Annotated in this window: 21 protein-coding genes; 11 read left to right on the forward strand and 10 right to left on the reverse strand. The window is 71.5% G+C overall.

The features are described 5' to 3' along the window. Nucleotides 1-9: 9 nt before the first annotated feature. The 3 genes from ABZ272_RS27895 to ABZ272_RS27905 form a co-directional block, all read right to left on the reverse strand. Complete coding sequence (locus ABZ272_RS27895) at nt 10-933, reverse strand: hypothetical protein (RefSeq protein WP_355052898.1); 924 nt, start codon at nt 931-933, stop codon at nt 10-12. Nucleotides 934-1049: 116 nt separating this feature from the next. After that, a complete protein-coding gene (locus ABZ272_RS27900) occupies nt 1050-2258 on the reverse strand; it encodes an alcohol dehydrogenase catalytic domain-containing protein (protein WP_355052899.1) in 1209 nt (402 codons plus the stop codon). Between the two features lie 91 nt (nt 2259-2349). Further along, nucleotides 2350-5250, reverse strand: coding sequence for a BTAD domain-containing putative transcriptional regulator (locus ABZ272_RS27905; RefSeq protein ID WP_355052900.1), 2901 nt, complete (start codon nt 5248-5250; stop codon nt 2350-2352). Nucleotides 5251-5498: 248 nt separating this feature from the next. On the opposite strand from ABZ272_RS27905, the gene ABZ272_RS27910 reads away from it, so the two are divergent. The 4 genes from ABZ272_RS27910 to ABZ272_RS27925 all read left to right on the forward strand — a co-directional run bounded on the left by ABZ272_RS27910 (nt 5499) and on the right by ABZ272_RS27925 (nt 8161). Beyond that, nucleotides 5499-6455 (forward strand): sigma-70 family RNA polymerase sigma factor, encoded by a 957-nt coding sequence (locus tag ABZ272_RS27910; protein ID WP_355052901.1) that lies wholly within the window; start codon nt 5499-5501, stop codon nt 6453-6455. A gap of 51 nt (nt 6456-6506) precedes the next feature. Beyond that, the gene (locus ABZ272_RS27915) at nt 6507-7259 is read left to right on the forward strand and encodes a GNAT family N-acetyltransferase (protein WP_355052902.1); all 753 of its coding nucleotides are present in this window, start codon (nt 6507-6509) and stop codon (nt 7257-7259) included. A gap of 141 nt (nt 7260-7400) precedes the next feature. Further along, entirely contained in the window at nt 7401-7856 is a 456-nt protein-coding gene (locus tag ABZ272_RS27920; RefSeq protein WP_355052903.1) for a hypothetical protein, read from the forward strand. 2 nt (nt 7857-7858) lie between these two features. Then, on the forward strand, nt 7859-8161 hold the full coding sequence (locus ABZ272_RS27925; RefSeq protein ID WP_355052904.1) for a transcriptional regulator: 303 nt from the start codon (nt 7859-7861) through the stop codon (nt 8159-8161). Here ABZ272_RS27925 and ABZ272_RS27930 read toward each other — a convergent pair. From ABZ272_RS27930 to ABZ272_RS27940, 3 genes are all read right to left on the reverse strand, one after another. Beyond that, complete coding sequence (locus ABZ272_RS27930) at nt 8158-9753, reverse strand: Na+/H+ antiporter (RefSeq protein WP_355052905.1); 1596 nt, start codon at nt 9751-9753, stop codon at nt 8158-8160. The genes ABZ272_RS27925 and ABZ272_RS27930 overlap by 4 nt on opposite strands. Nucleotides 9754-9840: 87 nt before the next feature. After that, the gene (locus tag ABZ272_RS27935; protein ID WP_355052906.1) at nt 9841-10452 is read right to left on the reverse strand and encodes a YdeI/OmpD-associated family protein; all 612 of its coding nucleotides are present in this window, start codon (nt 10450-10452) and stop codon (nt 9841-9843) included. Nucleotides 10453-10589: 137 nt separating this feature from the next. Continuing rightward, nucleotides 10590-11858 (reverse strand): cellulose-binding domain-containing protein, encoded by a 1269-nt coding sequence (locus tag ABZ272_RS27940; protein WP_355052907.1) that lies wholly within the window; start codon nt 11856-11858, stop codon nt 10590-10592. 384 nt (nt 11859-12242) lie between these two features. On the opposite strand from ABZ272_RS27940, the gene ABZ272_RS27945 reads away from it, so the two are divergent. Continuing rightward, nucleotides 12243-14225: a GTP-binding protein gene (locus ABZ272_RS27945; protein ID WP_355052908.1), complete on the forward strand. Its 1983-nt coding sequence runs from the start codon at nt 12243-12245 to the stop codon at nt 14223-14225. On the opposite strand, the gene ABZ272_RS27950 is transcribed toward ABZ272_RS27945, so the two are convergent. Next, on the reverse strand, nt 14188-14688 hold the full coding sequence (locus tag ABZ272_RS27950; protein ID WP_355052909.1) for a YcxB family protein: 501 nt from the start codon (nt 14686-14688) through the stop codon (nt 14188-14190). The genes ABZ272_RS27945 and ABZ272_RS27950 overlap by 38 nt on opposite strands. Nucleotides 14689-14781: 93 nt before the next feature. Here ABZ272_RS27950 and ABZ272_RS27955 point away from each other — a divergent pair, with 93 nt between their 5' ends. Continuing rightward, nucleotides 14782-15342: a hypothetical protein gene (locus ABZ272_RS27955; protein ID WP_355052910.1), complete on the forward strand. Its 561-nt coding sequence runs from the start codon at nt 14782-14784 to the stop codon at nt 15340-15342. A gap of 22 nt (nt 15343-15364) precedes the next feature. Further along, nucleotides 15365-16585, forward strand: a complete 1221-nt coding sequence (locus ABZ272_RS27960; RefSeq protein WP_355052911.1) for an MFS transporter — start codon at nt 15365-15367, stop codon at nt 16583-16585. Between the two features lie 11 nt (nt 16586-16596). Here ABZ272_RS27960 and ABZ272_RS27965 read toward each other — a convergent pair whose 3' ends face one another. Further along, the gene (locus tag ABZ272_RS27965) at nt 16597-17835 is read right to left on the reverse strand and encodes a hypothetical protein (protein ID WP_355052912.1); all 1239 of its coding nucleotides are present in this window, start codon (nt 17833-17835) and stop codon (nt 16597-16599) included. A gap of 269 nt (nt 17836-18104) precedes the next feature. On the opposite strand from ABZ272_RS27965, the gene ABZ272_RS27970 reads away from it, so the two are divergent. After that, complete coding sequence (locus tag ABZ272_RS27970) at nt 18105-19628, forward strand: RICIN domain-containing protein (RefSeq protein WP_355052913.1); 1524 nt, start codon at nt 18105-18107, stop codon at nt 19626-19628. 71 nt (nt 19629-19699) lie between these two features. Here ABZ272_RS27970 and ABZ272_RS27975 read toward each other — a convergent pair whose 3' ends face one another. Then, nucleotides 19700-20827 (reverse strand): glycosyl hydrolase 53 family protein, encoded by a 1128-nt coding sequence (locus tag ABZ272_RS27975; RefSeq protein ID WP_355052914.1) that lies wholly within the window; start codon nt 20825-20827, stop codon nt 19700-19702. Nucleotides 20828-20853: 26 nt separating this feature from the next. Then, a complete protein-coding gene (locus ABZ272_RS27980; protein WP_355052915.1) occupies nt 20854-22041 on the reverse strand; it encodes a cellulose binding domain-containing protein in 1188 nt (395 codons plus the stop codon). A 224-nt stretch (nt 22042-22265) separates the two neighbouring features. Here ABZ272_RS27980 and ABZ272_RS27985 point away from each other — a divergent pair, with 224 nt between their 5' ends. The 3 genes from ABZ272_RS27985 (at nt 22266) to ABZ272_RS27995 (ending at nt 24277) form a co-directional block, all read left to right on the forward strand. Next, nucleotides 22266-23093 (forward strand): SAM-dependent methyltransferase, encoded by an 828-nt coding sequence (locus ABZ272_RS27985; protein WP_355052916.1) that lies wholly within the window; start codon nt 22266-22268, stop codon nt 23091-23093. Nucleotides 23094-23265: 172 nt separating this feature from the next. Further along, nucleotides 23266-23391 (forward strand): hypothetical protein, encoded by a 126-nt coding sequence (locus ABZ272_RS27990; protein WP_355052917.1) that lies wholly within the window; start codon nt 23266-23268, stop codon nt 23389-23391. A 178-nt stretch (nt 23392-23569) separates the two neighbouring features. Continuing rightward, on the forward strand, nt 23570-24277 hold the full coding sequence (locus ABZ272_RS27995) for an alpha/beta hydrolase (protein WP_355052918.1): 708 nt from the start codon (nt 23570-23572) through the stop codon (nt 24275-24277). Nucleotides 24278-24294: the final 17 nt, after the last annotated feature.

The following is a 24294-nucleotide window of genomic DNA, read 5'->3' on the forward strand; positions in this document are numbered from 1 at the left end:
CCGCCGGGATCAGCCCAGGCGTACCGAGACGACCGCGTTGTCGAAGTCGACGGTCGCCAGGTCCGCGACGTCCCCGTTGATCACCTTCGAACGGCCGGTGCAGTCCGGGCCCGTCCAGAGCTTGAGTGAGCCGGGCGCCGCCACCGAGGAGGAGACGCCCGGACGGCTCAGGTTCCGGCAGCCGGTGCCGGCGACCCCCTGCGAGCCGGCGCCGTCGCCGAAGTTGGTGTCGTCGAAGAAGACGGCGCTGGTGGCCGGCGGGGCGGGCGACTCCGCGCCGGGCTGCTCGCCACCGGACGCGCCGGCCTTGCCGCCGGTCGGGGTCACGCCGAACCAGGTACCCCCGACACCCTGACCCTTGGTCTCGCCGGGCTTGGTGTCCTTGGCGAAGCGGTAGACCGGCCAGCCGCCGATGGTGACCTGCCGTCTGCCGTCCGAGCGCCGGACCGTTCCGACGGCCTCGGCCTTGACCCCCGCTACGAAGATCTTGCCGCCCGGCGTCACCGTGACCGGCGGCCAGGTGGTGGCGCAGTCACCGTCGCAGTTCGACGTCGGCGGGTTGTTGCTGTCCTTGTCGAACCGGTACAGGGTCAACCCCGCGCCGTTGACGACGACCGGGTCGAGCTTGCCCGCCTTGCCCAGGGTCAGCTGGACCCAGCGCTGCGCCGAATCGCGGGCGGCTCCGGTCGCCACCCCGCCGTCGGGTACCGCCCAGTCGCCGGTGCCCTGCGGCGCGTTGTTGGACTTCGCGGTGCCGGACGTGAGGGCGAGGTCGGCGATGCCGGCCCCGCCCTGTGGTGATGCCGCCGGGCTGCCGCTCAGGTCGGCGGCCCGCGCCGGGCCGGGTGGCACCTGGCTCGGGCCGCACGCCGTGAGCGTCACCGCGCCGACGGCCAGCGCGGCGATGAGGGGTGTCACGTGGTTGCGCATCATCGGAAATCTCCAGCAGTCACCCGGCTCCCAGGAGGTCCGGAAACCGTTCGCCCCTCACACGGAACAGGTCCGGAATCGGTTCAGGGCGGGTGCTGCCGCAGTCGACCCCGAGGAACTCAGGTGGTGCCGAGGGCCACCTTCAGCCAGCCGGGGCTGCGCAGGTCGAACTCCCGGTACGCGCCAACCGCGTCGGTCAGCGGTTCGTGCTCCGTCACGACATCCTCCGGACGGACCTGACCGGAGGCGACCATGGCCGCCAGCCTGGGGATGTACCGGGGATGGTTGCCGTTGCCGGCGCGGATGGTCAGGTTGCGTCCCATGGCCACACCGATGGGGAAGTACCGGTCGCCGGGCGGATAGACACCCACGATGCCCAGCGTGCCGACCTTGGCCAGGCTGTCGACCGCCCAGGTCTGCGCCTGGCTCGGCGCGTCACCCGGCTTCCAGTGCCCGCCCTGGCCCTGGCTGTCGAGGTTCGGGGAGATTCCGCGTTGTTCCTCGGCGTTGCGCTCGGCGTCCTTACCCGCCGCGGGCCCCGACTTGGCACTCTCGCCGTCCACTCCGACGGCGTCGATGGCGCAGTCGGCGCCGATACCGTTCGTCAACTCCATGATGGCGTCGACCGGGTCGACCTCGTTGAAGTTGATCACCTCGGCGCCACGGCTACGGGCATGCTCCAGCCGGTCGGCATGCCCGTCGATCGCGATCACCCGGGACGCGCCGCGCTGGTAGGCGGAGAGGATGGCGAACTGGCCCACCGGACCGCAACCCCAGACCGTGACGATCTTGCCGTCGTCGGCGTCGGCGAGAACCGCTCCGAAGTAGCCGGTCGGATAGATGTCGGACAGCGTGATGGCCTGCGCCTCGGTGACGTTCTCGCCCAGCGAGATCAGGTTCGTGTGCGCGAAGGGCACGCGCGCGTACTCCGCCTGCAAGCCGTTGAACGGACCCTGCATGTCGGGTGAGCCGGGCGAGGCCGTACCGGTCCGCGGTCCGAGCGGGTTCGCGTTGTCGCACTGCGCGAAGAGGCCCCGGCGGCAGTACCAGCAGGACCCGCAGCCCAGCACCGCCGAGATCACCACCCGGTCACCCGGTCGGAAGTTGTGGATCTGCGAGCCCACCTCCTCGACCACCCCGACGCCCTCGTGGCCGAGGATCTTGCCCGGCGACATCCCGGGCATGGTGCCGCGGACGAAGTGCAGATCGGTGCCGCAGATCGCCGCCGTGGTGACCCGGACGATCGCGTCCGTGGGTTGTTCGATGCGGGGCTCGGGCACGTCGTCGACCCGAATGTCACCTATTCCGTGGAAAACGACGGCCTTCACGCGTACTCCCATCCGCGCTGGTCGCCGCGGTGGCGCCAGCCCTCGACAACGGGACCCGGCTTCCCCGGGCGGGCCACGACAAACCGCCCGGTCACGCCAGTTCCTCGGCCAGTCGGGTGACCGAGGCACGCATGACGTCGGTACCACCGTCGGGAAACTCCCGCAGCAGCGTGCGCGCCTGTTCGAACGCCCGGCGGGAACCGGGCAGGTCACCGACGGCGATGAGAACGTCGGCCATCTGCCGCAGCGCGGCGAACTGCGACGGCCGGTTCCCCACGCGCCGCGCCGTGCTCGCCGCGAGTTCCAGCTCCGTCACCGCCTCCGTGACACGGCCGGTCTCGACGAGGTTGTCCGCGACGGCGGCACGAATCGCGCTCTCCTCGTGCGCACGCCCCGCCAGCTCGTTGAGGTCGAGCGCCTCCCGGAGCACCTGGATCGACTCAGCGACCTGCCCCAGGGCGGTCAACGACCGTCCCATCCGCAGCAGGCTGCAGATCTCGCCCTGCCGGTGGCCGAGCAGGCGGAAGAGCGCCAGCGCCTCCGTGCTGTGCGTGAGCGCACGGTCGTGTCGGCCCAGCACGCTGAGCACCTGGTGGCAGTTGTTGTGCACCAACGCCTGTTCCAGACGCATGCCCCGGTCCTGGTAGGTCGGTGCCGCCTCGCCGAGCAGGCCGAGCGCCTCCTCGTGGGCTCCGAGAAAGTACCGGGCACCCGCCAGGCTGCGCAGAACGTGCGCCTCCCCGACGACGTCGTGGCGTGCTCGCGCGGCACGCAGCGCGCAGCGCATGACGTCCTCCCAGTCCTGGAAGCGTCCGGCCCACTGCAGGTACTGCTGCATCGAGATGGCGAGCTGCCACGGCACGACGCCGTACCCGACGTCGGCGGCGAGGCGCACCACCTCCGTGAGCACCTCCCGCTGACGGTCGAACCAGGCGATCGCCTCGTCGTGCGTGCCCGGCCGCTCGACCACGACACCGGGCAGCGGCGGTGCCGGCTCGATCGGCGAACGGTTCGGGTTCAGCGCGAGCTGCGCCTGGTAGCTGCTGTGCAGGTAGTGCTGCAGCAGGCGGCTGAGCGCCGCCTGTCGTTCCGCCGCCGGCTCCTCGGCCTCCAACAGCTCCTCGGCGTACGCCTTCACCAGCACGTGCGACGTGAGCCTGCCGTCCTCGTGCTCGCTCACCAACGCCGCGTCGATCAGCTCGGCGAGCAGGGCACGCGTGGTGTCCGGGTCGCGGTCGGCGAGGCTCACGCAGGCCTCGGCCGTGACACCGGGCAGCGGGGCGGCCGACAGCAGTCGGAACAGCCGGGCCGCCTCCGGACTGAGCTGCCGGTAGGACCACGAGAAGGCCGTCCGGGGATCGACCAGCCCGCGGCTGCCCGCGAACGCCTCGAGCCGGCGGGCGCTGTCGCGCAACTCGGCGGCGATGGTGGCGAGCGACAGGGCCGGACGAGCGGCGATCCGGGCCGCCAGGATGGCCAACGCCAGCGGAAGCCGGCCACACAGCTCGATGATCTCGTCGGCCGTGCCGGCCCACTCCCCGTCGTCGGTCGACCGGCTTGGCAGGCCGGCGAGACGACGTTCGAGCAGTCGACGGGCCGTCGGCAGGTCGGGCGGGTCGACCCGGAGCAGGTGCGCGCCGTCGAAGGCCGCGAGGCCGACCAGGGCCCGCCGGCTGGTGACGATCACGAGACTTCGTGCCGAGTTCGGCAGCAGCGGGCGCACCTGGGCGGCGTCGTGGGCGTTGTCCAGCAGGAAGAGCATCTGCTTACCGGCCGTCATGCTCCGGTACGTGCCGATCCGCGCGTCGAACGTGTCGGGTACGTCGGAGGCGGGCACGCCCACCATGTGCAGCAGCGAGCGTACGGCGTCGTCGGCCGACAGGCGCTCGTCCGCGCAGAGGTGCCCCCGCAGGTCGAGGTAGAGCTGCCCGTCGGCGAACCCGTCGGCCACCCGGTGCGCGAAGTGCGTGGCGAGCGTCGAGGTGCCCACCCCGCCCATGCCGTCCATCGCGATCACCAGTGGACTGGTCCGCCCGGCGGTCCGCATCCCCGTGGTCAGGTCGCCCAGGATCAGCAGTTCGGATTCGCGGCCCACGAAGAAGGGCGGGTCCGGCGGGAGCTGCGCCGGGCGGACCAGCGGCGCCGGCCGGGCCACCACACGGTCCGCGTCCTCGGCGGGCGTCAGCGCCGTCTGGGTGAGGGCCCGCCGATGGGCATCCTGCAGGTGGTAGCCGGGGTCGATGCCCAACTCCTCGTCGAGGCGCGCCCGGATGACGCCGTACACGGCCAACGCCTCCGCCTGCTGCCCCGCTGCGGCGAGGGTCGTCACGAGGCTCGCGTGGACCGGTTCGTTGAGCTCACCCATCGTCGCCGCGAGCCGCAGCGGCGTCAGGACCCGGGCGGGCTGACGCAGCCGTACGGCCACCGCGGCGGCGGCGATCGCGGCGTCGAAGAACTCGCCGTCGATGCCCGCGCAGACCGCCGCGGCGGCGGCGCTGTCGAGAAGCCCGTCACCGGACGAACCATGGCAGCGCCCCAGCGCGTCGAGATAGTGCTCCAACGCCTCGTCCGGGCGGTCCTGCGCCAGGCTGGACTTCGCCGCCGAGACGTCGCGGCGGAACGCGACGAGGTCGAGCGTCTCCGGCCCGGCCACGAAGAGGTACCCGTTGCCGTGCCGCAGCAGGTACGAGCCGACGGCCCGCGCGGGCAGGTCGGGTTCGAGCAGGCGGCGCAGCGCCGCGACGTACTTGTGGATCACGTTCACGGCGCTGGCCGGAGAATCTGGGCCCCAGACGAGATCCATCAGATCGCTGGTGGTGGTGGGACGCCCCTGCCGGGCCAGCAGGACCGCCAGGAGGCGACGTTGCTGGCGCGGGCCCGCGTCGAGTTCGGCTGCGCCGCGCCAGACCCGCAGCGGGCCCATGATCTGCAGGCGCGGTTCCCCCTGCGACGCCGATTCCTCTGTCCGACCGGAGCCGACATCGTCCGTCACGTTGATCACGCTGCGTCCACCGAGTGAAGGTTTACTTGACGACGACTGGATCGGACAGTTCGCCGCAGGATCCGACATTCCCGGGCGCGGGGAAGCCGACACCGGGGTCGAAGGCGGCACGCATCGACCGGTTCGGCGCTGCCGAGGCGCGGTCCTGTCTCGTAACCCATGTCCAGCAGACGTCGCCCGCGCGACGAAAGTTCGATCCCCTCGATGGATTTCTCCCACCGGCGAGCTAGCGTTCCCGGATGCTTCTTTCGACCTCGGCGCACGTGTCGGCCGGCGACACGGTCGAGCAGGTCCGGAGCGCCCAGCAGGGTGATCCGGCCAGCTTCGCGCTGCTTCTCGACCGTCACTACGCCGGCATGCTCGCGGTGGCACACCGTCTGTTGGGCTCCCGGCCCGACGCCGAGGACGCCTGCCAGGACGCGGCGATCACCGCGTTCAGCCGCATCGGTGAGCTGCGCGACCCCGGTGCCGCGCGGTCCTGGCTGCACGCCATCGTGCGCAACAACTGCCGGACGATGCTCCGCGCCCGCGTCCCCGTTCCGGTCGGGGTGGCCGGCGAGAACCTGCTCGCCTCGGAGCTGGACGACCCGGTCGCGAGCATCGAACGCAGCGCCGTGCGGGACTGGGTCTGGCACGCGATCCAGCAGTTGTCGCCGGCCGCGCAGACGGTGGCGTTGCTGCGGTACTTCACCAGTAACAACTCGTACGAGCAGATCGCCGACCTCTGCGGTACGCCGGTCGGCACTGTCCGTAGTCGCCTGAGCGAGGCACGCCGGCAGTTGGCCGAGGTCCTTCCCCGCGTGCACGACGAGCGGCACGGCGGGACCGTGGCGCTGCGCGCGGAACGACAGCAGGAGGCGGCGACCATCCTGTCGGCGGTGCCGGACGGCGCCCGGCTGAACAAGGTGGCCGCCCGCTGGGCCGAGGACATGACCTTCTGGTGGCCGAGCGGCATCCGGACGATCGGTCGGGAACCGGTCTTCGCCGTCATGCGGCAGGACTACGAGTCCGGCGTCTCCGCCAGGGTCACCGGAGTGCTCGCCGGGTCCGGCGTCACGATCTGGGAGAACGCCTTCATCAACCCGCCGGAGGATCCGTACCACTGCCCGCCCGGGGGGACGTGGTTGTTGAGGGAGAAAGAGGGCCTGGTGCGCGAGGTGCGCCTTCTGCACACCCCACGGCCGCCCCGGTTCTAGAGAATCCACCGCGGAATCGAACTTTCCCCCGCCGAACCTTGTCCTGAGGGTATGACGACGTACTCCATCCACGAGCTGGAACCACAGCTCGCCGCGAACCGCACGTACTGGTGCGGTTGGGCCGGCGCCCAGCCCGACACCGACCTGCCGATCTATCGCGCCGACATCCCCCACCCGCTGTTCAACGGGGTCATGCGCGTGCGCGGGCGGCAGCTCGACGACGCGATCACGGAGGCGAGGAAGCACCTGACCGGCTCGGTCTGGGGCTGGTGGGTGGGTGCGGACAGCGACGAGGGCACCGCCGAGGGCCTGCTCGCGCGCGGCGCGACGCAGATCTCCGACATGCCCGTCATGGCGGTGGACGTGACCACGCTGCCCGAGGTCGAGGTTCCCGGCGACCTGCGGATCCAGGTCGCCGCCACGCCGGCCGAGATGCGCGAGTACGTCGAGGCGTACGCCGGGCCGCTCGGCGTCCCCGGCGACCTCGGGCTCGTGGTCGACCGGGAACTGTCCTTCGCCTACCCGGACGTGGTCCGCCTCGCCGGCATCGTGGACGGCCGCATGGTGGGCACGTGCACCCTGTCGCTCGGCACCGACGTCGGCGCCCTGTACTGCATCGCCACCCAGCCCGACCACCGCCGCAAGGGCATCGCGACCGCCCTCACCCGCGAGGCGCTGCGCATCACCCAGGAGTCCGGGCGGCGGATCGCCACCCTGCAGGCGAGCAGCGAGGGTGAGCCGGTGTACCGGCAGATCGGCTTCGAAACGGTCACCCGCTACCGCCTCTACCAGCTCCCGGAGTGAGTCCCACGGCGCTGTCGGGCGGGTCGCCCGCCGGTCCGCTCGGCGGCGCGCTGGCCGATCCGGCAACAACTTGCTCGTACGGAAAGTGAGTGTTAACTTTCCGTACGAGCAAGTACTTTCCCTAGCTCAAGGAGTTGCGCGATGAGCACCACCCCGACCCCAGAAGAGGCACGGCAGGCTCTCGAGGACGTCGACCGGCGCCGGGACCAGACGGCAGCGGCCGCCAGCCGGTCACGGTGGACCTGGCTCGCGGCGGGAATCCTCGTCGCGGCGTACGGGATCGTGGCCGATCGGTATCCGGACTTCGTGCGCACCTACGGCACCACCATCGTCATCCTGCTGCTGCTCGCCTCGATGGCGGCCAACACCCGATGGGGAGCGGCGCTGCTGCGGCGGCCGGTGCGTCCCCGGGCCACCCCCGACACGTCGAGCCTGCTGTGGTCGGCCCTGGTCCTGGCCCTCCTGATCGCTGGCGCGGCCTTCGCCACCGCCCTGGACGTCCCGCACCTCTGGGCGTGGTTCGGCCTGGTGGGCGGTGTCCTGCTGGCCGCCGCCGGGCCGTGGTGGCAGCGCCGCGTCCTCACCCGCCCGGCCTGACCGTGGCGGCCGACCCGAAGCTGGACCCGGTCCTGCTCGATCCCACCCGGCTGGCCATCCTGGCGCTGCTGGCGGGGACCGAGTGGGCCGAGTTCGCGTTCGTCCGCGACGCCATGGACCTGAGCGATTCGGCCCTCTCCAAGCGGATCTCGAACCTGGGCGACGGCGGTTACGTCGAGGTGCGCAAGGGCTACGTGGGCAAGCGACCCCGCACGTGGATCAACCTCTCGGCGGCCGGGCGCGTGGCCCTGAGCGGCCACATCGCCGCCCTGCGGGACATCGCCGCCCGCGTGGACGGGGTCTAGCGCGCGTCGTTGTCCCGGCGCTGGGTCATGTGGACCTGTTCGAGGTCGAGTCCGTCCTGGACCCGGCGAAGCACCTCGTCGTCGATCTCGCCCGCGTCGCGCATGCGCACGACGGTCTCGTGGCGGTGGTCGATGACCGCGAGGTGCAGGTCGGCGTACTGCTTCTCGTAGTCGGCCGCGGCCTCGTCCGGGCCGGCGGCGGCGTCACCGTCGCGCAGCACCCTTAGCCGGCGGTCGTACTCGGTGCGCAGCTGCTCGTGCACGTCGTCGCTCGTACCCAGCTCGGCGGCCATCGTGGGCAGGGACTCCAACGCCCGGTCCATGGACGTGATCTCGGCCTGCCGGCGTTCCCGCTCGGCCTCGGAGTCGGCGCCCAGTCCGGCCCAGCGCGTCACCCGGGGCATCAGCGGCGCCTGCACCAGCAGGGTCACGGCGATCACGACAGCCGTGACGAAGACGATGAGGTCCCGGTCCGGGAACTCCGCTCCGGACGGAAGCGTGTGCGGTACGGCCAGCGCCGCCGCCATCGACACGGCGCCCCGGAATCCGGCCGCCGACATGAGCGCGCGGGGTCGCCCGCTCAGTCGTCGTTCCCGCTGCTGCGGTCGGCGGTCGATCGCCCGGATCACGTACGGGCTGGTGAACAGCCAGCCGAACCGCACCGCGACGATGACCGCGCAGACCACGAGCGCGACCAGCAGGCCGTGTGCCAGACCGGTGTGGTCCAGCCCGCGCACCGCCGACTGCGCCTCCAGCCCCACCAGGACGAACAGCGCGGCGTTCGCCAGCATCGTCACGAACTCCATGACGGTGTGGACGTGCCGGCGCGCGTTACCGGGGAAGAGGCGCGGCGAGGCGCGGCCCACCCAGAGTCCGCTGACCACGGCCGCGAGGACACCGGACACCTCGGCCGCCTCGGCGATCAGGTAGGCGGTCAGGGGCGTCAGCAGCGCGAGCAGGTTGTGCTGGAAGGGGTCGGTCAACCGGCGACGGATCTGCAGGACGAGGAACGTCACGACCGCGCCGGACGCGATGCCACCGAGGTACGAGAAGGCGAACAACCCGGCGACCCGACCGACGCTCAGGTGCTCCTCGCCCAGGGTGATCCCGACCGCGAGCGTGTAGATCACCAGCGCCGTACCGTCGTTGACCAGGCTCTCCGCGCGCAACGTGGTCGCGATACGACGGGGCAGCATGCGGCCCAGGACGCCGACCGCCGTCGCGTCGGTCGGCGCGACCGCGGCGCCCAGCACCCACGCCGCTCCCCAGCCGAGCCCGAGCGCGTGCGCGGCGGCCGCCACACCGGCTGCCGTCGCCACCACGAGCAGGGTGCTCAGCAGCACGATGACCCGCAGGTTCCGGCGCATCTCGCGCAGCGATGAGGAGAACGCCTCCCAGTAGAGCAGCACCGGAAGGAACACCAACAGGACGGCCTCGGGCGGCAGGTGCACCCCGCGCAGGGCGGGGGCGAAGCCGAGGAGGACACCGGCGATCAGCAGCAGCACTGGCGGGGCGATCCGAAGCCGACGGGCCGCGCCCGTACCGACCAGGATCGCGACACCGACCGCTACGACCAGGGCGAGGCTGGACACGAGGTTCCTCTGTCCTTCGTTGGGGGGTGACTCGGGTCCGGCAAGGATGACCGGACCCAGTGGACGGCTACTTGACGCTCCCCCGGATCACGACGACGGAGGGCTCGACGGCCTGGCCTTCTGCGGGTAGGGGGTCTCGTGGCGGGCCAGCATGGCGACGAACTCGGCGATCTTCCGCTCGCGGGTCTCGGCCCGCTTGACCGCGTTGACGCGGTGGATGAGAGAGAACCGGTTGGTCTTGGTGAGCACGTCGAACATGGCCTGGGCGGCGGGATCGGTGGCGATGGCGGCGAGCAGGTCGGCCGGCACCTCGGCTTCCGACGGCGGCGCGTACGCGGCCGCCCAGCGCCCGTCGGCCTTGGCGGCCTCCACCGCAATCCGGCCCGCGGGCGTCATCCGTCCCTCCGTCTCCAGCCGGGCCACGTGCGCGACGTTGCGTTGCGACCAGATGCTGCGCGGACGGCGGGGGGTGTACCGGATCCAGGAGGACTCCTCGTCCCGCTTGCGGGCCTGCCCGTCGATCCAGCCGTAACAGAGCGCCTCGTCGACCGCCTGCTGCCAGGTCAACGTGGTGACCGTGCCGCCCTTTTTGGTCAGGGCCAGCCAGACGCCCGGCGACGTGGCGTGGTTGGCGGACAACCACGCGCGGAGCGCCTCGGCGTCCACGACGATCAGCTCCTGGAGTTCGGCGCTCGCCATCACAGCAGGCTATCGTCGCGCCGGTCGGCCAGCCTCCACCAGGTGGGCCGTTCCGGCACGGACCGACGGTGGACGCGGGGGACGGCCGGGGGTGCGGCACGTCGACCGTGCCACACCCCCGATCCCACCTCCGGTGGTCAGCAGCCGATCCGGCTGGCTCCGACCGCGACGTCGTCGTACCAGAGGGTGTCGGACCCGTTGCCGTAGCTCTCCCAGCCCAGCTTCAGGTCGGTGAGCTGCGGTCGCCAGGTGCGGTTGTACCACTGCCCGTCGATGTCGTGCGTGGGTACGCCGTCCGCGGTCAGCCCCGCGACGGCGGCGCCGTCCAGCCAGGTACGGAGCTGACCGGACGAGCCGTCCACCATGAACTCCAGGCAGGTCCACCGGTTGGTGGGCAGCGGCAGGCTCTGTGCCACCCCGGCCGGGCTCTGCTCCGGCAGGGTCGCGTCGTCGGAGGCGCGGTTCCACTGCAGGGCGCCGTTCTGGCCGCCCATCCGCAGGTCCCGGTTACCGTCGGCGGCGTCCGTCATCGCCATCATCGTGGTGTGGTCGGTCGGCTGGGCGGTGGTGTGCCGGACCCAGATCCGGCCGTAGCGGACGCTGCCCACGCTGCCGAGGTTCCTGGTGGACCTGATGAAGACGTGGTTGCAGTACCCCGCCGCCCCGTTGATCCGCACGGCTCGGCTGCCGCTGTGCGTGGTGGTCGTGTCGATGGTGGCGGTTCCGGCGCCGGAACAGTCCGGGCTCACGACGGCCCAGTCGCCGGACGGTGTCGAACCGGTCTGGTTCTCGAAGCCGTCGCAGAGCACCGCTCCGGCACAGCCGACCGGCGGCGGCGTGGTCGGCGGGGGCGTGGTGGGAGGCGGCGTGGTGGGCGGGGGCGTGGTGGGCGGGGGCGTGGTGGGAGGCGGCGTGGTGGGAGGCGGCGTGGTCGGCGGAGGCGTCGTGGGAGGCGGTGTCGTCGGCGGAGGCGTCGTCGGCGCGACGCCGTTGCACGGTACGCCGTTCAGGCTGAAGCCGGTCGGCGCTCCCCCGCTGGTGCCGTACGTGCCCTGCACGCCGAACTCGGTGGAGCCGCCGGCCGGGATGCTTCCGTTGTAGGACATGTTGCGGGCGGTCACCGTCGATCCGGACTGGCTGACCGTGGCGTTCCAGCCGCTCGTGACGCGCTCGTTCCCGGCGTACGTCCAGGTGACGGTCCAGGTGGAGACGGCGGTGTCGCCCGGGCTGACCTTGACGCTGGCGGTGAAACCGCCGGGCCACTGATTGGGCGTGTAGTCGACCCGGCAGCCCTGGGCGGCCGCGGCCGGAGCGACGAGCAGGGCCGTGCCGGTCGCGGTCACGGCGGCGGCCAACGCGGCGACGACCGCGAGGGTCGGGGCGGGGCGGGCGCGGAGAATGGTCATGGGAAGTCCTTCTGCCATCGAGCGGGAAATCGGCGCGGCAGCGCGCGTCCAGGGCGGACGCGGCGACACGCCGGGTACGGCGCGGCGATGCGCCACAGCGAGTGGTCGATGCGTACGACCGACGTGCCCGGCTCGAGGTAAAGCTGTCAGTCACCGCTTCGGGCCGTTGCCCGGAACGCGGTGACGCCCGCCCCCAATGTATTGACAGACCACTATCTAATCAAGCGCGCGTAAATCGGTGGCCCGACGTCACCGGCCGTGCCAGCCTGGCCGGAGAAGGACCGGACCCGTACGGCCCGGCATCACCAGCGGACAGGAGCACGGCGATGCGAGGACTCGAAACCCCGCCCATCCGGACGCGAGCTTTCGAGGACCAGAGCGCCTGTGCAGACCATCAACCTTGGCATCGTCGCCCACGTCGACGCCGGTAAGACCAGCCTGACCGAACGCCTGCTCCACGCCACCGGGGTCATCGACCGACTCGGCAGCGTCGACGCGGGCACCACCCAGACCGACACCGGAGCGATCGAGCGTCGGCGGGGCATCACGATCCGCAGCGCCGTCGCCTCGTTCACCGTGCGCGACCGCCAGGTCAACCTGCTCGACACCCCCGGGCACAGCGACTTCGTGGCCGAGGTCGAACGCGCGCTCGGGGTGCTCGACGCGGCCGTGCTGGTGCTGTCGGCCGTCGAGGGCGTCCAGCCGCACAGCCGCCGGATCATGCGCATCCTCCGGTCGCTCCGGCTGCCCACCCTGATCTTCGTCAACAAGATCGACCGGGTCGGCGCCCGCGTCGACGAGCTGGTCGCGGACACGCGCCGGCTCCTCGCGCCGACCGTCGTCCCGCTGGGCACGGTCCGCGCGCCCGGCACCCCCGAGGCCACCTACCGGCCGCGCCATCGGGGGTACGACCACCGCCTCGCCGAGCTGCTCGCCGAACACGACGACGAACTGCTGGCCGCCTTCGTCGACGACCTGCCGCCCGACGCCGACCGCATCGACGAGGCCCTGCGGGCGCAGGTCGCGGCGGGGCAGGCGTATCCGCTGCTGTTCGGCTCGGCGCTGTCCGGGGCCGGCGTGCCGGAGCTGCTGGACGCCATCGCGACCCTGCTTCCGCCCGCACCCCCGGCCGAATCCGACCCGCGAGCGCGGGTGTTCGCCATCGAGCGCGACCCCTCCGGCGAACGCGTGGCCTACCTGCGCTCGTACGGCGGGCAGTTCCGGGCGCGGGAGCGGGTCAGCGCGTACCGCCGCGAGCCGGACGGCCGGACCACCGCGACGCGCGGGCGGATCACGCGGCTCGACGTGGTCGGCGCGGCCACCGACCAGGCCGCGCTGACCGCCGGCCACATCGCCCGGGTAGGCGGCCTGACCGGGGTACGCCTCGGCGACCAGCTCGGCAGCCCGGCCGGCCTCGACGGACGGTCGTACTTCCCCGCGCCGACCCTGGAGGCGGTGGTGCGACCCCGCGACGCGTCCCGGACGCTGGCGCTGCACGCCGCGTTGCTGGACATCGCGGACACCGACCCGTTCCTGCGGACCCGGGTGGCCCCCGAGGGCGGCACGAGCGTGCTCCTCTACGGCGAGGTGCAGCGCGAGGTGCTGAGCGCCACGCTGGCCGAGACGTACGGGATCGAGGCGGAGTTCGGGGCGGGACGGCTCATGCACGTCGAGCGGCCGACCGGCACGGGCACCGCCGTGGAGATCATCGGACACGGCTTCTTCGGGACCGTCGGGTTCCGGGTCGAGCCCGGCGTCGGCGTGGACTACCGACGGGAGGTCGAGCTGGGCTCGCTGCCGCTGTCGTTCCACACGGCCATCGAGGAGGCCGCCCGCGCCGCCCTCGACCAGGGCTGTCACGGTTGGCCGGTCACCGACATCCGGATCACCCTCACCCGCAGCGGCTACTGGTCGCCGATCACGACCGCCGGGCACTTCCGGGACCTCGCGCCGTACGTCCTCATGCAGGCGCTCGCCGAGGCCGGCACCCGGGTCTTCGAGCCGTGCCGCCGGTTCGAGGCGGAGGTGCCGGTCGACCGGCTCGGCCCGGTCACGTCGTACCTGGGTCGGCTCGGCGCCCGAATCGACGGCACCGACGACGTCGCGGCCGGCTGGCGGATCAGTGGCGTGCTGCCGGCGCGGCTCGAACTCCAGGCGCAGCGGCGTCTGCCTGACCTGTCCGGTGGCGAGGGGCTGTGGTCGTCGACGCCCGGCGGCGACCGACCGGTGTCCGGCGAGCCGCCGCGCCGGGCGCGCACCGACGGCAACCCGTTCGACCGGGCGGAGTACCTGCGCTTCCTCGCCCAGCCGAAGAACCGACCCGTAGCCGTCAGGGCCGCGGACCCAGGAGGCCCCGATCGGTCATGAAGGCGCGCAACGTCTCGGCGTCCTCGGCGGACATCAGCCACCGGGGGATCACGGTCGCCGGCATCCGGCCGACGAACACGATCCAGAAATCCGGGTTGTCCCCCACCCGGGCGACCCCGTCCCAGGCGATACCGCCGGACTCCGAGCCGCTGCGCATCATGATGTTGTCGTCGGTGATCTCGTACGCGCCCTCGACGGCGTAGTCACCCGAGCGGCGGCGGGCCCGCGACCGTACCCAGGGCAGGTAGAGCATCGACAGCACACCGGCGACCACCAACGTCAGCCACAGCGGGGACGCGCGCTCACCCCAACCCAGCCCGCGCGAGAAGACCAGGCCGACCGCCCCGACCACCACCAGCACCGCGCCGATGTAGCTGAACCGACGCAGCCGGACACCGGCGAGGGTGGTCGCCACCCGAGCGGGGTAGGCGGGATCGGCGGGTACGTCGAAGCGGATGCGCACGCCAGAACGATAGTGCCTGCATCGGCCCGGGTCGCGGCGGACGCGGGGTCGCGGACGTTTCGGGGAGAGTGGCTTTCGGGTAGCGGATGGCGCATGAACCGCGATCTCCTGAAGGCCGTCCAGGTGGCGTGGGGGCTGCCGGAGTTCCGCGACGGGCTGCGACACCTCATCGACCTCGACGAGGTGTCGGTGCTGCTGGCCACGCTGGCCGTGCCGGATCACGACGGCGCGGTCGACCGCAGCCTGGTGGACCTGCTGCGGTCCGGCCTGGAGACGGTCGAGATCCGGGAGGCGGTGTTGCTGCTGCTGGAACGGGACGAGGTGCGCCGGCCTCTCGTGGCGGCGGCGGTGGAGCCGCTCGCCGACCGACCGGGCCTCGCCGCCGCCATCGCCTCGGCCGCCGAGGACCCCGTGGTACGGCGTGCGGTCCGGGCGGCGCTGGACAGCGCCAACGTGCGCGAGCTGATCTGGCAGGCGATGGAAAACCAGCTCAGCGACCACCGGTTCGGGATGATCCGCCGGGCGGCGGCGCTGTTCGTACGGCACCCGAGCGTGCGACGTCTGGCGTGGGCCGCGCGCCGGCACGGCGTGCTACGCGAACTACGGCGCGGACCGCTGATCGACCAGGGGCCCTCGGCCGGCAAGGGGCATTGACACACGCCCTTAGCGTGGCGGGGTGGCCGCGCCCCGCCCGGCACCGCCCCCGCACCTGAGCCGCCCGCTGACGTTCCTGCTCGCGCTGGCGGCCGGCGCGGCCGTCGCCAACCTGTACTGGGCGCAGCCGCTGCTCGGCGCCATCGCCGACGACCTGGACGCGTCGACGTCCACGGCCGGCTGGCTCGTCACCGCGACGCAGATCGGGTACGCCGTCGGCGTCCTGCTGCTCGTACCGCTCGGCGACGTCCTGGACCGCCGCCGCTTCGTCCCGCTGATGTTCCTGGCCTCCGCCGCCGCGCTACTGCTGTGCGCGCTGGCGCCGTCGATCGGCGTGCTCCTGGTCGCGCTCGGCGTGCTGGGCGTCACGACGATCTCCGGGCAGATCCTCACGCCGCTCGCCGGGGACCTGGCCGGCGACGCCGACCGTGGTCGGATCGTCGGTGTCGTCGGGTCGGGGACCCTCACGGGCATCCTGGCCTCCCGCACGATCAGCGGACTCGTCGCCGGCGCCGCCGGTTGGCGTGCGATGTACGCCCTCGCCGCGGTCGTCGCCGCCCTGCTCGCGGTCCTGCTCCACCGCGCGACGCCGCCGCTGCCACCACGGGCGCGCATCCCGTACCCACGGCTCCTGTTCTCGGTCGCCGCGATGGTCCGGCGGGAGCGGGCGGTCCGGTGGACGCTGGTCCTGGCCGCCACCGGCTTCGCCGCCTTCTCGCTCTTCTGGACGGCGCTGACGTTCCTGCTCAGCGGTCCACCGTTCCACTATCCGCCGGCGGTGATCGGGATGTTCGGGCTGGTCGGACTCGCCGGTGTCCTCTCCGGCCTGCGCGGTGGTCGCCTGCACGACCGCGGCTGGTCACTACCGGCCACCGGGGCGGCCTGGGCCCTGGCCCTGGGGGCGTTCGTCGTCGCGGCGTTCGGCGGCCGGTCCCTCGTGCTTCTCATCACCGTGGCCGTCGTGGTCGACGTCGCCTTCCAGACGCAGGCCCTGCTCAACCGCGCACGGTTGTTCGCCCTCGCCCACGAGGCGCGCAGCCGGCTCAACACGGCTCTGGCGACCAGCAACTTCATCGGCGCCGCCACCGGTTCCGCCGCCGCGAGCACGCTCTGGTCCGCGGGCGGCTGGTCAGCGGTCGCGATCGCGGGAGCGGGCCTGGGCTGTCTGGCGCTCACCGTGTGGGCGCTGGGACGCCGTGGCCCACTGGTCGTCGACCGTGCCGAACCGGATCCCGTCGCCTGAGGACGAGCGGGTCAGCGCGCCTGCGTCTGGTCGACGATCGGGAAGGCCCGCCGTACGGCCGCCAGGAACTCGTCCCGGCGGGAAGCGTAGGTGCCGACCGCCGCCCACAGCGCCTCCAGCGCAGCCTGCAACGGATCCGACTCCCCGGCGGCCACGAGGGCCGGCAGGGCCATCGCGACCGGGTCCACCGGACCGTCGAGCGCCGCGCGCAGCAGGTCGGTCGGCGCAGCCTTCCTGCGGCGCAGCGAGGCGACGGCGATCGTGACGGTCGCCCTGCCCTGAATGCGTGTCCTGAGCGCCGTCGTGTCGATGAAATCGGCGGGCAGCGGTCCACCCCGTTCCAGCGCCGTCCACGCGGGCCTCATCCAGTCGAGATCCGCGATGCCGGCGAGGGCGCACGCCTGCCGCGCCGCCCAGACCGCGATCTCGCGTTGGGTGACGGCGTCGGCATCGGCCACCCCGTCGACCAGGTCCCGGTCCAGCAACAGCATGCCGTGGATGTTGCCGCGTACCTCTCGGAGTCGCTCGCTCGGCAGGCGCCCGTTCCAGCGCCGCAACTCTTCGCGCCGCCGGTACTCCTCGTTGCGGCGATCCTCCTCCGCCCGCCTGCGCACCTCGGCCTCGACCCGTTCCCACAGCGTGAGGGGGGCCGGCAGTCCACGAGCCCAACCGTGCCAGTACGCCGCGTTGCCGCTGCTCTGGCGCAGCACCGCGTCGACACGGACAGTGCCGTCACCCGGGTCGCCGCCCGCGCTGGCCTCCGGCCAGAAGCAGAGCAGGTAGCGGTCCGGTCGTCGGTCCAGGTAGGTGTGGTCGTCCTCGTCGATCTCGTCGGGGTCGAGACCGCCGAACGGATCGCTCCCCTCGTCCATCCCCGCCGCGCAGTACCGCACGCGGTAGACCGGCAGCCGGCCGCCGTCACCCTCCTCCGAGGTCAGCGGCAGGTGAGCCAGCGCCCCATCGCCCCACGGGACCAGGTCGACCACCGGGGCCCTCGGCTGGAGCGACACCTCCACCACGTCCTCCCACTCGGCGGCCGCGGTCGGCGGCTCGGTGTCGTGCAGCTCGATCCGGAACCGGACCCGTCCGGAGTGGGTGCCGGTCATCAGGAACAGCGCACCCGGGTGACCGGCCCCGCACAGGCCATTCGTCTGCCCGGCGAACGCCCTCTCCATGTCGGGCAGATCTCGGCTCGTCACGTAGATCTGCCCGTAGTCGACCGGGGCCGGGCCGTCGAAGAGAACGCGCATCGAGCGATCCTGTCATCGACCGATCGCCATCCACTGTCCCGCGACGAGGCGGGCGACCACCTCGTCAGCGAGAAACATCGATGCCTTGACACTCCACATGCGATCGCTAACACTTGGCTGCAACACGCGCTTAACACACAGAACACACGCTGTCCGCATCAGGGTGAGGTGCCGGGTCCACCTGTGCGGCAGGCCAGTCACGCCGCGATTCGACCATTCATGTCCGCGGTTCGTGTTAGCGCTAACACACTCACCGCCTCGGAGGCATCATGGTCACACCACCCGCTGACCGCGCACTCGATTCGACGCGCGATCCTCGCCTGTTACGACGGACGCTCGTCGCCCTGGTGGCGGTGTTGACGGCGATGGTCGGCGGCGTCGCGGTCCGACCTGGTCCGGCCGCTGCCGCCACCAGTCAGTTCCGGGGCATGAACTGGGCCGTGCTGGGCGACAACTTCAGCACCGGCCCTCTCGTCGTACAGGGCCTGAGCATGTCCGACAGCAACGCCACCGTGCGGGCCAAGGCCAACGCCCTCTACGACGACCTGGCGTCCACGCTGGGTGTCAACACCGTCCGGCTGCCCATCAACACCCACACCGTCGGGACGGCCTGGTGGGAGGCGTATCGCGGCGCCATCGACGCCGCCACCGCCCGTGGGTTCAAGGTGATCCTCGCGTACTGGGAGGACGGCGCCGCCTCCGGCGGCAGGATCACGAACCTCGCCGCGTGGAACGCGATGTGGTCCACGGTGACCAACACGTACGGCTCGAACACCAACGTCTACTTCGAGCCGATGAACGAGCCGCACGGCTACAGCTCGGCGGAGTGGCGCACCGTCGCGGCCAACTGGCTCACCTACCACTACTCGGCCCCGCCCGGCCGGGTGCTCATCGGTGGCACCGGCTTCAGCCAGGACCTGCGCGACATCTGCAACGACAGCCGCTTCAACGCCACGCTGCTCTCCTTCCACTACTACGCCTTCTTCTACGGCGCGATGACCTACGACGCCTTCCGCGGCCACATCCAGACGCGCCTGGGCAACTGCGCCTCCCGGGCGGTCGCCACCGAGTTCGGCGCGCCCATGAACGACGGCCGCAACTACGCCGACCCGAACAGCACCGACAACTTCGTGCGCTACATCCGCGCCATGGCCCAGGTCATGCGCGACAACCAGATGGGCGGCACCTACTGGCCCGCCCTCGGAGGCAAACCCGGCAGCATCGGCTACGACTGGTACTCGATGTACGCGCTCAGCGGCGGCGGCACCGACCTCAACCTCACCGTCCGCAACACCTCCGGCGCGGACCGGATCCGCTACGGCTGGGGCGACACCGTCGGCGGCGGCGATCCCACGACGCCTCCCCCGACCACCGGAACCTTCTACCGGATCGACGTGCGGCACAGCGGCAAGGCCATGGACGTCCAGTCACCGAACACCAACAACGGCGCACGCGTCGGCCAGTACACGTACGGTGGCAACGCCTGGCAGCAGTGGCAGTTCCAGGACGCCGGCAGCGGCTACTGGCGGATCATCAGCCGCAACAGCGGGAAGTGCCTCGACGTGACGAGCGCCTCGACCGCCGACGGCGCCGAGCTGATCCAGTACACCTGCGGCAGCGGCACCAACCAGCAGTTCCAGATGGTCACCAACGGCGGCTACTTCCAACTCCGCGCCCGACACAGCGGCAAGTGCGTGGACGTGCCCGCCGCGTCGACCGCGGACGGGGTGGTCCTCAAGCAGTACACCTGCAACAGCGGGGCCAACCAGCAGTGGTCGCGGACGGCCGTCTGACGACCGGCACGCCAGCGCCCCCGCTCACCGTCGTAACGGTGCGCGGGGGCGCGTCGTCCGCACCGCGAAGATCAGGGCGTCCAGCGTACGTTCGGGTTGACCCGCCCGGACCAGTCGAAGACGGCCATGTTGTCCCACTGGTTTCCGGTGCCGTTGATGTTGGCCGGGTCCCAGCCGTTGCCGTTGACGGCGTACCAGGTCGGCTCCCAGTAGAAGACACCGATGGCCCCGGCGTTGCGGGCGGTGTTCTGCACCCAGTCGAACTCCTGAGCCTGACCCGACCAGGTCGCGCTGATGCCGTCGCACGTCGCGTCGCCGATGGCGTTCGGCTCGTTGTCCGCGTTGTTCCGGGTGAAGGGGTACGCGGTCTCCGCGATCACCACCGGCCTGCCGTAGCGACCGCGCAGGTCGACGATGTTGTTGTACAGGTTCGCGAGGCTGCCGTGCCACATGCAGTAGTAGGACAGGGCCGTGATGTCCCACTGCACGCCCTGGGCACGGATGCCGTCGTAGAACCAGCGGGCGTTGGCGTTGCTGTCGGCGTTGGCGGTGTGGATCATCACCGGGATGCCGCCGCCGCACGCCTTGGTCGCGTTGTAACCCTGCTTCAGCAGGCCGGCCAGCGGGCCGAAGTCGTTGTTGACGACCTTGCCCTCGTTCCACAGCATCCCGACGTTGATCTCGTTGCCGATCTGCACGCTGTCCGGCAGGGTGCCCTGCCCCCGCAGGCCGACGCAGACGTCGTAGGTGAAGTTGTACACGTCGGCGCCCAGTTGGCTCAGGGTGTGGCCGGCCCACGCGGCCGGCTTGTACTGCTTGCCGGGGTCGGCCCAGGTGTCCGAGTAGTGGAAGTCGATGAGTACCTTGAGGCCCTTCGCCTTCGCCGCCCTGGCCTGGGCCAACACCTTGCTCTTGTTGTTGTAGCCGCTGGTCGGGTTGTTCCAGACGCGCAGTCGGACGTAGTTCACGCCGACGGACCGCAGGATGTCCAGTGGGTCACGGGCGACACCGCCGGCGTCGTAGTACCGCGCGCCCAGGTCGAGGCTGCGCTGCAACGAGGAGACGTCGGCGCCCCGCATGCTGAGCGTGTTCGCGGCGGAGGCGGACGCGGTCAGGCCACCGAGCGTGGTGGAGACGACGAGGACGCCGGCCAGGACAGCCCCGGCCAGGGTCCTACGGCGACGGTGGGATGTGCTCACGGGACTCCTTGGGAAGGGGGGCGGGCTCAACCCACCGCGCACGGGGCGCCGTTCAGCGTGAAGCCGAGCGGCGGCGCGTCGCTGGCGCTCCACCGCCCCTGGATGCCGAAGGTCGTCGAGCCGTTCGGCGCCAGGACGCGGTTCCAGTCGACGTTACGGGCGGTCACGGTGGAGCCGGTCTGACCGACTGTGGCGTTCCACGCCGAAGTCACCTGCTGGTCCCCATTGAAGGAGAAGGTGACGATCCAACCGTCAACCGGTGCCGCACCGAGATTCTGGACGGTCACGGACGCCACGAAGCCGGTCTGCCACTCCGACTGATTCCGGTAGGTCACCCGGCACGTCGAGGGCGGCGGGGGCGACGGCGTGGACGTCGTGGGCAGGGTGACCGTGTTGGACGCGATCGACACGTTGCCCGCCGCGTCCCGGGCCCGCACGTAGTAGAGGTTCCGCAGCGGCGTGGACGCGGGCAGCGGCGTCGTGTACGTCGTTCCCGGCACGGTGGCGATCAGCGTCGAGCTGAACCAGCCGTCGAAGCGGTAGACGTTGTACCCGAGCACGCCGACGTTGTCGGTCGACGGCGACCAGGACAGCGTGCCGTTCGAGGCGGTCACCTCGGTGACCGTCAGGTTCTGCGGGGCGCTCGGCGGGGTGGTGTCCCCGCCGGTGTCCGTCACCGGCGTGACCACGGTCAGCGTGTCCGTGGAGGCCGACCGGTGCCCGAGGGTGTCCCGGGCGGCTACCCGGAACGAGTACTGCCTGCCCGGCCCGATGTACGAGGTGATCGTGGTGCTGGTGACGGCCCCGACGCTGGCGCTGTAGATGACGTCGTCGAACGCCTGGTAGTAGGTGATGTCGTACCCGACGACGGCGCAGCAGCCCGGCTTGGCGGCCGTCCAGGTGAGGGTGACCGATCCGGTGCGTACCTCGCTGGCGGTCAGGTTGGTGGGCGGGCTCGGCGGGAAGGGCGAGGTGCCCGGCGTGCCGGGCGGGGTGGTGGGCGGCGGCGCGGTCCCGGTCGGTTCGGCGGCGGGCATCGCGCCGCCGCGCGGCGCCGGGGCGACCCCGGGGTACGCGGCGGGAGCGGCGGTGCCGGCGTCGGCCGCCGGCGCGATGCCCGCGACGGTCACGATCACCGCCGTCGAGAGCATGGCGGCGACCAGCAGACCCGGACCCAGACGGCGGAACAGCGAGGACGACGAGACGCCTGTCATACGTCGACGATGCGGCCGTTATATTGATGATCGCCAACGTATCTCATTACTCGGTCGCCCCTCCTTCGGCGTGTCACCCCGTGAACGCACTGGTGGATCGACGATTCACTGGGAGCGATACCAGCCGGGGCGGAATTCCGTCCGCCCGATCGCTACACTCCCCCCAACGCCGGCACCGTCCACAGTCCTCAGCCTGCGCTGATTCGAATCGAATGGAGACGCCTGTGACCCGCGACAAGGCGGCACCCCCGGGCATCGACCCCCGCATTCCCAGCGTGGCCCGGGTCTACGACTTCTTTCTGGGCGGCAAGGACAACTTCGAGTCGGACCGGCAGGTCGCCGAGCACGCCCTGCGGATCACCCCGGACGGGCCGGCAGCCGGCCAGGCGAACCGGGCCTTCCTGCGCCGGGTGATCCGCTTCCTGGTCTCCGAGGCGGGCATCGACCAGTTCCTCGACATCGGATCGGGGCTGCCCACCCAGGGCAACGTGCACGAGGTCGCCACCGAGCAGAACCCGAAGGCTCAGGTGGTCTACGTCGACAACGACCCGATCGTCCTCACGCACGGCCGGGCACTGCTCGCCGCGGACGGCACCGCGACGGTGATCCAGGCGGACATCCGGACGCCGCAGGAGATCCTGCACCACCCGGACGTGCGGCGGTTCCTCGACTTCGATCGACCGGTCGGGCTGCTCCTCTTCGCGATCCTGCACCACCTGGGCGACGACGAGGATCCGCGCGCGGTGGCGGCGGAGCTGATCGACGCACTGCCCTCGGGCAGCTACGTGGCGATCTCACACTTCCGCGACCCCGGCGAGCGGGACCCGGAGGGCTCCCGCAAGGCACGCGAGGTCGAGCGGGTCTTCAACGAGTCGCTTGGCACCGGGCGCTGGCGTACGGACGAGGAGATCCTCTCGTTCGTCGACGGGCTGGAGGTGCTGGAGCCGGGGCTGGTGCCGCTGGCCGAGTGGCGGCCGGAGCCGGGCGCGTCCGCTCCGCAGCAGACCGACACCTATCACACCTTCGTCGGGCTGCTCGCCCGCAAACCATAGGCTCCACCCCCGATGCGGTCCGTCGACGAGAGCGCTCGTCGACGGATCCGCCGTGTCGCGCCAGACCGAGCCCTACTGATCCCGGAGACGACTCACCCTCAGTTATTGACGACGCAAATTTCCACCGGTAGCTTAGATTTGCATTGATAGTCGTCTATCAAAGTGGACGGGCGTGCACTGGAAGTCGATCGCCGTTACCGCGTCCGTCGCGGGCGTCCTGGCCACCGCCCCCGGCGACGGGAACTTCTACGTCCCCATGTTCGTGACGAAGGTGACGTGGCAGACGCGCACCTGCTGAGACGCCCCCTGTGCGGAGGCTCCGTCCGACACCAACGCACCTCGCCGGGCGGGACGGACACCTCCACGCGCGGTCGAAGCCTCGGCGTTTGCGACGTCGCCGGTGCCCGCCTGGGGAAGAGTGTCGGGTGAGGCAGCCCTGTGCGCCGACGAATCCGCGTATCGCGTAGGAGACTCCGATGACCGACGGAACCCAGGGCGGTCCCGCCCGCAACGTCGTCCTGGTGCACGGCGCGTACGCCGACGGCTCCTCCTGGTCCGACGTCATCCCGCTCCTCCAACGGGCCGGCCTGACCGTGACCGCCGTGCAGAACCCGCTGACCTCCCTGTCCGACGACGTCGCCGCCACCCGCCGCGCCCTCGACCGCCAGGACGGGGCGACGGTGCTCGTCGGCCACTCCTGGGCCGGTACGGTCATCACCGAGGCCGGGGACCATCCGTCGGTCACCGCCCTGGTGTACGTGGCGGCCCGCGCGCCGGACGCCGCCGAGGACTTCACCGCGCTCGCCGCCAAATTCCCCACGCCGCCGGCGAACGCGGGCCTGGTCCACAACGACGGGTACGCGCAGCTCAGCGAGAGCGCCTTCCTCGAAGACTTCGCCGGCGGCGTCGACGAGGCCCGTGCGCTCGCCCTCTACGCCGTCCAGGGTCCGATCGCCGGCGACCTGTTTAAGGCCCGTACGACAACGGCGGCCTGGCGGGACAAACCCTGCTACTACTCCATCTCGCGCCAGGACCGTACGACCGCACCCGAGCTCGAGCGGTTCCTGGCCGAGCGGATGAACGCGACGACGATCGAGGTCGACTCGTCGCACCTCGCCATGGTCACCCACCCGGAGGCGATAGCCGACCTCATCATCATGGCGGCCCACGACACCGCCCGGTGACGGTTGACAGGTTATCT

The organism is Micromonospora sp. NPDC005979 (assembly GCF_040614415.1).
Classification (GTDB): domain Bacteria; phylum Actinomycetota; class Actinomycetes; order Mycobacteriales; family Micromonosporaceae; genus Micromonospora.

Bases quoted from the DNA above. Each gene is read 5' to 3' on its own strand.
- ABZ272_RS27970 (WP_355052913.1), top strand. From the start codon at position 18,105: ATGGTCACACCACCCGCTGACCGCGCACTCGATTCGACGCGCGATCCT.
- ABZ272_RS27965 (WP_355052912.1), bottom strand. From the start codon at position 17,835: ATGCGCGTTCTCTTCGACGGCCCGGCCCCGGTCGACTACGGGCAGATC.
- ABZ272_RS27995 (WP_355052918.1), top strand. From the start codon at position 23,570: ATGACCGACGGAACCCAGGGCGGTCCCGCCCGCAACGTCGTCCTGGTG.
- ABZ272_RS27895 (WP_355052898.1), bottom strand. From the start codon at position 933: ATGATGCGCAACCACGTGACACCCCTCATCGCCGCGCTGGCCGTCGGC.
- ABZ272_RS27910 (WP_355052901.1), top strand. From the start codon at position 5,499: ATGCTTCTTTCGACCTCGGCGCACGTGTCGGCCGGCGACACGGTCGAG.
- ABZ272_RS27980 (WP_355052915.1), bottom strand. From the start codon at position 22,041: ATGACAGGCGTCTCGTCGTCCTCGCTGTTCCGCCGTCTGGGTCCGGGT.
- ABZ272_RS27920 (WP_355052903.1), top strand. From the start codon at position 7,401: ATGAGCACCACCCCGACCCCAGAAGAGGCACGGCAGGCTCTCGAGGAC.
- ABZ272_RS27915 (WP_355052902.1), top strand. From the start codon at position 6,507: ATGACGACGTACTCCATCCACGAGCTGGAACCACAGCTCGCCGCGAAC.
- ABZ272_RS27940 (WP_355052907.1), bottom strand. From the start codon at position 11,858: ATGACCATTCTCCGCGCCCGCCCCGCCCCGACCCTCGCGGTCGTCGCC.
- ABZ272_RS27955 (WP_355052910.1), top strand. From the start codon at position 14,782: ATGAACCGCGATCTCCTGAAGGCCGTCCAGGTGGCGTGGGGGCTGCCG.
- ABZ272_RS27935 (WP_355052906.1), bottom strand. From the start codon at position 10,452: ATGGCGAGCGCCGAACTCCAGGAGCTGATCGTCGTGGACGCCGAGGCG.